Below are 6,114 nucleotides of genomic sequence, written 5' to 3'. Positions count from 1 at the left end.
GGGGACACCGGCCGGGCGGTGCATCCGCCCCCCGCGTCCCCGCCGGTCAGGCCCGGTCGCTCAGGACTCCGGGCTCAGGCTCATCGGCCCGTAGACCTCGGCGTCGTCCCGGAGCAGCGTGACCGAGGCGACCCCGGCCGAGCGCAGCGCCCGCCACTCGTCCTGGAACCACTCCTCGGCGTCCTCCTGCTCCCCGAAGACCACGTCCGGGCCCGCCACCTCCGAGCCCGTCGAATCCTGGTAGCGCCAGCGGTAGCTCACGTCCGTCTCCCTCACTCGCCCGTCCGAACGGTGCGACCGTAGCCAGGCCGCCCTCGACCGGGCCAGGTCGTCCCGCCGGCCGGACTCCGGACCGGAAAGCCAACCCGGTGGTGGCGCCGTGCCCGTTGGTCGGGCCCCGCCCACCCCTCTGGCAGGCTTGACGCGGACAGGTCAGCCGACGCGTCGAGGCCAACGGAGGAAACACGTGTCCAGTGCGGAGCCCAGCATGCGGGACGTCGAGTTCCCGGAGGTCCCCCGGCCCGACGAGCAGGCCCGGCGGCAGGCCGTCGCCCGCCAGGAGACCCTGACCAAGCCGGTTGGCTCCCTCGGCCGCCTGGAGGAGCTGGGCGTGTGGATCGCCGCCTGCCAGGGCACCTGCCCACCCCGGCCGTTCGCCCGTCCCCGCCTCGTGATCTTCGCCGCCGACCATGGCGTGGCCGCCAACGGGGTCTCCGCCTACCCGCCCGAGGTCACCGCGCAGATGGTCACCAACTTCCTCACCGGTGGAGCCGCGGCCAACGTGGCGGCGGCGAACGCCGGGGTGGGGGTCCGGGTGGCCGACATCGCCGTCGACGCCGACACCCCCGGCCCCATCGCCGGCCACAAGGTGCGTCGGGGCTCCGGCGTGATCGGGCGCGAGGACGCGCTGACCGGAGCCGAGGTCGTGGCGGCGGTCCAGGCGGGGCGGACGATCGCCGACGAGGAGGTGGACGGTGGCGCCGACCTGCTGGTCGTCGGGGACATGGGGATCGCCAACACCACCGTCGCGGCCACCCTGGCCGCCGCGCTCACCGGCATCGAGCCGGTCGCGGCCGTGGGCCGGGGCAGCGGAGTTGACGACCGGGGATGGATGCGCAAGACCGCCTCGATCCGCGACGCCCTCCGACGGGGGCGACCGGTGGCCCACGACCCGCTGGACCTGCTGCGCGTCGCGGGCGGTGCTGACGTCGCGGCCCTGACCGGTTTCCTCGCCCAGGCAGCCGTCCGCCGCACCCCCGTGGTGCTGGACGGGCTGCTCACCGGGGTGGCCGCCCTGCTCGCCGAGGACCTCGCACCCGGCGCCGCCCAGTGGTGGATCGCTGGGCACCGGTCGGCCGAGCCGGCACACGACGCCGTGCTCCGGCAACTCGACAAGGAGCCGCTGGTCGACCTCGGCCTCCGGCTGGGCGAGGGCACCGGGGCGCTGGCCGCGTTACCCCTGCTGACCCTGGCCGGTCGGGCACTCGGCGAGATGGCGACCTACGAGGAGGCGGGTGTGTCCGGGCCCGTCATCGCTCCCCCACCGCTGCCGGGGGCCGTCCGCGACTGAGGTTCGGCCAGGCGCTCGTTCCGGTCACGGCCCACCGAAGGCCGACAGGAGCGACAGGGCCGCGGCCAGCCACCCGAGGGCGCACAGCACCAGGAGCGGGTGCCACCGCCGCCGGGGGCGCTGGTCGACCAGCAACCAGCCGCCCACGCCCAGGGCGGCGGCGGTAGCGAGAACGAAAACGGTGATCGCCAACCACTGTCCGGAGTCCACCGCGCCATGGTGCGGGTTCCGGGGCGAGGACCGCCCGTCGCCCGCTGGCCGCGGGCAGCCCTCCTGGGCTGGCGGGAGGGCGGCACAGCGCCCCGGCATCGTGCCGCCCGGGTCGGCCACGACCACACCGGACCGGCGAGGAGCACCGCGACGGGGAAGGGGCGTCGCCCGTCCCCTCTCGCACCACCGCGCTCGGCGCCGAGCCCGACCGTCCACCACGACCCGTCAACCGGTCCGGAACCGGGCTGGGGACCGGCCCCTCGTCACGCCAGCGTGCGCATCCAGCCGTGGGGGTCGGGCGCCAGCCCCCGCTGCACCGAGGTCAGCCGTTCCCGCAGGCGCGCCGTCACCGGGCCGGTCCCTCCGTCACCGACGAGGAACTCGCCGCCCGCGTGCCGCACCCGCCCCACCGGGGTGATCACGGCGGCGGTCCCGCACGCGAAGACCTCGGTGATCTCCCCCGAGGCGACCCCGGACTCCCACTCCTCGGTGGAGATCCGCCGCTCCTCGACGGGATGTCCCAGGTCGACGGCGAGCTCCAGGAGCGACCGGCGGGTGACCCCGGGCAGCAGGGTGCCTGTCAGCGCCGGCGTCACCAGCCGCGCGCCCTCGCCCTCACCGAAGACGAAGGCGAGGTTCATGCCGCCCATCTCCTCGATCCAGCGCCGCTCCACGGCGTCCAACCAGACGACCTGGTCGCAGCCCTGCGCGGCGGCCTCGGCCTGGGCGAGCAGCGAGGCGGCGTAGTTCCCCGCGAACTTCGCGGCGCCCGTACCCCCCGGGGCGGCCCGCACGTACTCGGTGGACAACCAGACGCTGACGGGCTTCACCCCACCCGTGAAGTACGACCCGGCCGGCGAGGCGATCAACAGGTAGGAGTAGCGGTTCGCCGGCCGCACCCCGAGCCCCACCTCGGTGGAGATCATGAAGGGGCGCAGGTACAGCGACTCCTCCCCGTCCCGGGGGACCCACTCGCGGTCCACGGTGACGAGTTCGGTGAGGGACCGCAGGAACAGCTCGTCGGGGAGTTCGGGCATCGCCAGCCGGCGCGCCGACGCGCGGAACCGCTCGGAGTTCAGCTCGGGGCGGAAGGTGGCCACCGAGCCGTCGGGCTGCTGGTAGGCCTTGAGCCCCTCGAAGATCGCCTGCCCGTAGTGCAACACCATGCTGGCCGGGTCCAGGGCCAGGTCCTGGTAGGGCACCAGCGCCGGGTCGTGCCACCCGAGGTCCTCGTGCCAGTCGACGCGCACCATGTGGTCGGTGAAGTAGCGACCGAAACCCGGGTTCTCCAGTACCTTCGCCCGCTCCGCGGCGGAGGCCGGTCGGTCGGTGAGGGTCCTGGTGAAGGGCGTCTGGGGCGTCATGGCGTGCAGACTAGTACTTTCTCCCCACTCCGAGAATCGAGTCTCGGAGTGTCGGAGGTCCGAGTATCCCGGTCCGCCCGAAACCCGCTGGTCACCGCCGCCGGGCGGCACTCAGCTCGGCAGGGGGGCCGTTTCCGGGGGGCACGTCCACGCCGGCAGCTCCGGACGTGGCCAGGCCGGGTCGGGCGGGTCGAGGTGGCTGCCGTCGAAGGGGAACGCGCCGGCCTCGGCGAGCGCGATCACGCGCTCCCCCTCCGCCCGCAGCAGCCCGGCCTGTTCCCTGGTCACCCGCCCCGCCGCGAGCGCCGCGACCAGTTCGTCCTCGTCCTTCCACTCCCACGTCCGGTCGGGTCGCACGAAGACGTCGAGGACACCGTCGACGCGGTCCACGCCGAAGGGCGTCCGGCCGCGCGGGATCTCCAGGTTGACGTACCAGCCGCGGAAGTCGCCGGCCGGGCCGAAGAACCACCACACGGATGACCACTGGCCCTCCGGAACCCAGCGGAGGGTCGAACTCCCCGTCCAGCGCGACCGGCAGGGACGGCGGCCCAGCACGAAGCGCTGCTCGAGCGGCGCCTCCCGCACCAGCCGGCCGTCGGGCAGGCGGGTCGCGACGATCTCGGTGCCGCCGAGCACCCAGCAGAACACGGCGGCACCGTCGTCGGAGACGACCCGGGCCGGGTGAACGGCACCGACGGTGCCGTCGGGACGCAGGAAGCGGAACAGGATCTCCGCCCCCGCACCCCAACGGGGGGTGCTCGCCCCGGGACGCCCCCGGCTCATCGCACGTGGGACGGCACGAACGGCGGTTTGACGACCTCGCAGGGCAGCGGCCGCCCCCGCACGTCGACCACGACCTCGGCGCCGAGGTCGACGCCGGCGGCGGAGTCCACCAACGCGAGGGCGATGCCGACCCGCAGGGACGGGGAGAAGGTCCCCGACGTGGTGCGGCCGATCACCGCTCCTCGCTGGTCCAGGACGGGCATGCCCGGCCGGGGCACCCCGCGCCCGGTGGCCCGGAGCGCCCGCAGCCGGCGCCTCGGTCCCTCGGCCTTCTCGCCGAGCAACGCCTCCCGCCCCCAGAACGCGTCCTTCCGCCAGCCCACCGCCCACCGGGCACCGCCCTGCAACGGGCTGATCTCCCGGGACAGGTCCTGGCCGTGCAGCGGGTACCCCATCTCGGTCCGCAGCGTGTCGCGAGCGCCGAGGCCACAGGCGCGACCGCCCTCCTCGCCGGCCGCGGCCAGCAGGGCCTCGAAGAGGTCGGAGGCACCGTCGCGGTCGACGACCAGCTCGTAGCCGTGCTCTCCCGTGTAGCCGGTGCGGCAGATCCGCAGCCGGCGTCCGTCGTGTTCGACGTCGACGAAGGCCATGTAGTCCAGGTCGGCCGGAAGGCCGACCGCCTCCAGCACAGCCCGCGACCGGGGTCCCTGCACCGCGAGGACGGCGAGATCGGTGTGCTGGTCGGTCACGGTGACCCCCTCGGGAGCGACGCTGCGCAACCGGTCGGCGACCTCGGCCGTGTTCGCGGCGTTGGGCACCAGGAACACCTCGTCGTCGCTCACGAGGTAGGCGATCAGGTCGTCGACCACGCCGCCGTCCTCAGCGCAGCACAGCGTGTACTGGGCCTGCCCCGGTCCGATCCGGCCGAGATCGTTGGTGAGGCACGAGTTGACGAAGTCCGAGGCCCCCGCACCGGCCACGGTGGCCTTGCCCAGGTGGGAGACGTCGAACACACCCACCGCCTCGCGGACGGCGGTGTGTTCGGCGACCACCCCACCCCCGGCGTACTGGATGGGCATCTCCCACCCGCCGAACGGGGCGAAGGTGGCGCCCCGCCGCTCGTGGTTGGCGTGCAGCGGCCCCCGTCGGGGTCCGCGCGCTGGATCCGTCCCGGCGGGTTGGCCGGCGTCAGCGGAGCGGGACTCAGGCGATGGTGTTGGCGAAGTCACGGGCCGAACGCTACCCGTGACGCCCCGCGCGGCGCCTCCCCCGGGGAAACCGCCGGCGGCGACCACCGGGGCCGTCACCAGCTCCGGTGCCGCCACCGGGCCCACAGGGTGAGGACGGCGAAACCGGCCAGCAGCACCATCCCGGTCACCACCAGCGCCGCCACCGGGAGGCTCAGGGCGAGGATGACCGAACCGAACATCCCGGTGCACGCCAGACGCATCGGCCAGTGCCTCTCATCGGCCATGAGCACCCGCGCCGCGGCGTTGACGAAGGCGTAGTGGACCAACAGCAGGCACGCGGCCACCGCCATCGAGGTGGCGGGGTCGAGGAGCAGCAACGGCGGGAGCACCAGGACCGCGACGGCGGGTTCGGGGGGCCCGACGGCTTCGCCACGCCCCCGTCCCGCCAGCACCCTGGGGAGTTCCCGTTCGACGGCCAACACCCGCACCCCTTCCCGGAGCCGCCGCAGCAGGGGAACCAGAACGGCCAGCGCCGCCAACGCGGCGGCCAACCGCACGAGACGGGACAGGGGCGTGGCGTCGGCCGCGACGAGCAGGTCGAGCAGCGGAGCGGGCGCCAGGGCCAACCGGTCCGCGCCGAGCTGGTGCAGCGCCCCGGCCAGCAACGCCGCCTGGACCACCGCGACCACCCCCAGCCCCACGGCGACGGTGCCCCTGCCCGGCATCCCGCCGCCAACGGCACCCCCGTCCTCCGGGGTGGACGTGCTGTCATCACCTCGTTCGACGGACGGCACCACCCGGTCGAAGCCGGCGATGGCGAAGAACCACAGGGCCGCCGCCCCCGCCACCCCGCCGAGCAACGAGTCGTAGTCCCGCCCCACGACGGTGGCCGAACCGGACGCGACCGGGTCCACCCCCACGGCGGCGGCCACCACCACACCGAGGACACCGACCACGAACAGCGGGAGGCCCCAGCGCGCACCGCGAGGCCGTTCGAGCCGGGCCGCGACACCGGCCAATGCCGCGACCACGAGACCTGCCGAGGCGAGGACCGGCT

The 6,114-nt window shown here is 74.6% G+C and carries 7 protein-coding genes; 1 reads left to right on the top strand and 6 read right to left on the bottom strand.

The window, feature by feature from the left end:
• Positions 1 to 60: 60 nt before the first annotated feature.
• Positions 61 to 261 (bottom strand): hypothetical protein, encoded by a 201-nt coding sequence (locus ACTIDRAF_RS0220950; RefSeq protein ID WP_016700678.1) that lies wholly within the window; start codon positions 259 to 261, stop codon positions 61 to 63.
• A gap of 226 nt (positions 262 to 487) precedes the next feature.
• On the opposite strand from ACTIDRAF_RS0220950, the gene cobT reads away from it, so the two are divergent.
• Positions 488 to 1,570 (top strand): nicotinate-nucleotide--dimethylbenzimidazole phosphoribosyltransferase, encoded by a 1,083-nt coding sequence (gene cobT / locus ACTIDRAF_RS0220945; protein ID WP_016700677.1) that lies wholly within the window; start codon positions 488 to 490, stop codon positions 1,568 to 1,570.
• Positions 1,571 to 1,594: 24 nt separating this feature from the next.
• On the opposite strand, the gene ACTIDRAF_RS0220940 is transcribed toward cobT, so the two are convergent.
• The 5 genes from ACTIDRAF_RS0220940 to ACTIDRAF_RS30235 form a co-directional block, all read right to left on the bottom strand.
• Positions 1,595 to 1,780 carry a hypothetical protein gene (locus tag ACTIDRAF_RS0220940; protein WP_016700676.1) on the bottom strand — a complete coding sequence of 62 codons (186 nt, stop codon included), beginning with the start codon at positions 1,778 to 1,780 and terminating at the stop codon, positions 1,595 to 1,597.
• Between the two features lie 263 nt (positions 1,781 to 2,043).
• The gene (locus ACTIDRAF_RS0220935) at positions 2,044 to 3,144 is read right to left on the bottom strand and encodes a branched-chain amino acid aminotransferase (protein ID WP_016700675.1); all 1,101 of its coding nucleotides are present in this window, start codon (positions 3,142 to 3,144) and stop codon (positions 2,044 to 2,046) included.
• Between the two features lie 111 nt (positions 3,145 to 3,255).
• The gene (locus ACTIDRAF_RS30240; RefSeq protein ID WP_016700674.1) at positions 3,256 to 3,927 is read right to left on the bottom strand and encodes a ribonuclease FAU-1 family protein; all 672 of its coding nucleotides are present in this window, start codon (positions 3,925 to 3,927) and stop codon (positions 3,256 to 3,258) included.
• Positions 3,924 to 5,096: a glycine cleavage system aminomethyltransferase GcvT gene (gene gcvT / locus ACTIDRAF_RS0220925; RefSeq protein WP_157163178.1), complete on the bottom strand. Its 1,173-nt coding sequence runs from the start codon at positions 5,094 to 5,096 to the stop codon at positions 3,924 to 3,926. The genes ACTIDRAF_RS30240 and gcvT overlap by 4 nt, the downstream gene beginning before the upstream one ends.
• A 74-nt stretch (positions 5,097 to 5,170) precedes the next feature.
• Positions 5,171 to 6,114, bottom strand: a 944-nt coding sequence (locus ACTIDRAF_RS30235) for a hypothetical protein (protein WP_016700672.1), incomplete at its 5' end; no start/stop codon positions are given.

The organism is Actinoalloteichus spitiensis RMV-1378 (assembly GCF_000239155.1).
Taxonomy (GTDB): Bacteria; Actinomycetota; Actinomycetes; order Mycobacteriales; family Pseudonocardiaceae; genus Actinoalloteichus_B; species Actinoalloteichus_B spitiensis.
The sequence above is the reverse complement of the archived record's forward strand: the minus strand, read 5'-3'. Positions and strand labels throughout refer to the sequence as shown.

What these genes read in the sequence shown, in the direction of transcription:
- cobT (WP_016700677.1), top strand. Translation starts at nt 488, where the DNA reads ATGCGGGACGTCGAGTTCCCGGAGGTCCCCCGGCCCGACGAGCAGGCC.
- ACTIDRAF_RS0220935 (WP_016700675.1), bottom strand. Translation starts at nt 3,144, where the DNA reads ATGACGCCCCAGACGCCCTTCACCAGGACCCTCACCGACCGACCGGCC.
- ACTIDRAF_RS30240 (WP_016700674.1), bottom strand. Translation starts at nt 3,927, where the DNA reads ATGAGCCGGGGGCGTCCCGGGGCGAGCACCCCCCGTTGGGGTGCGGGG.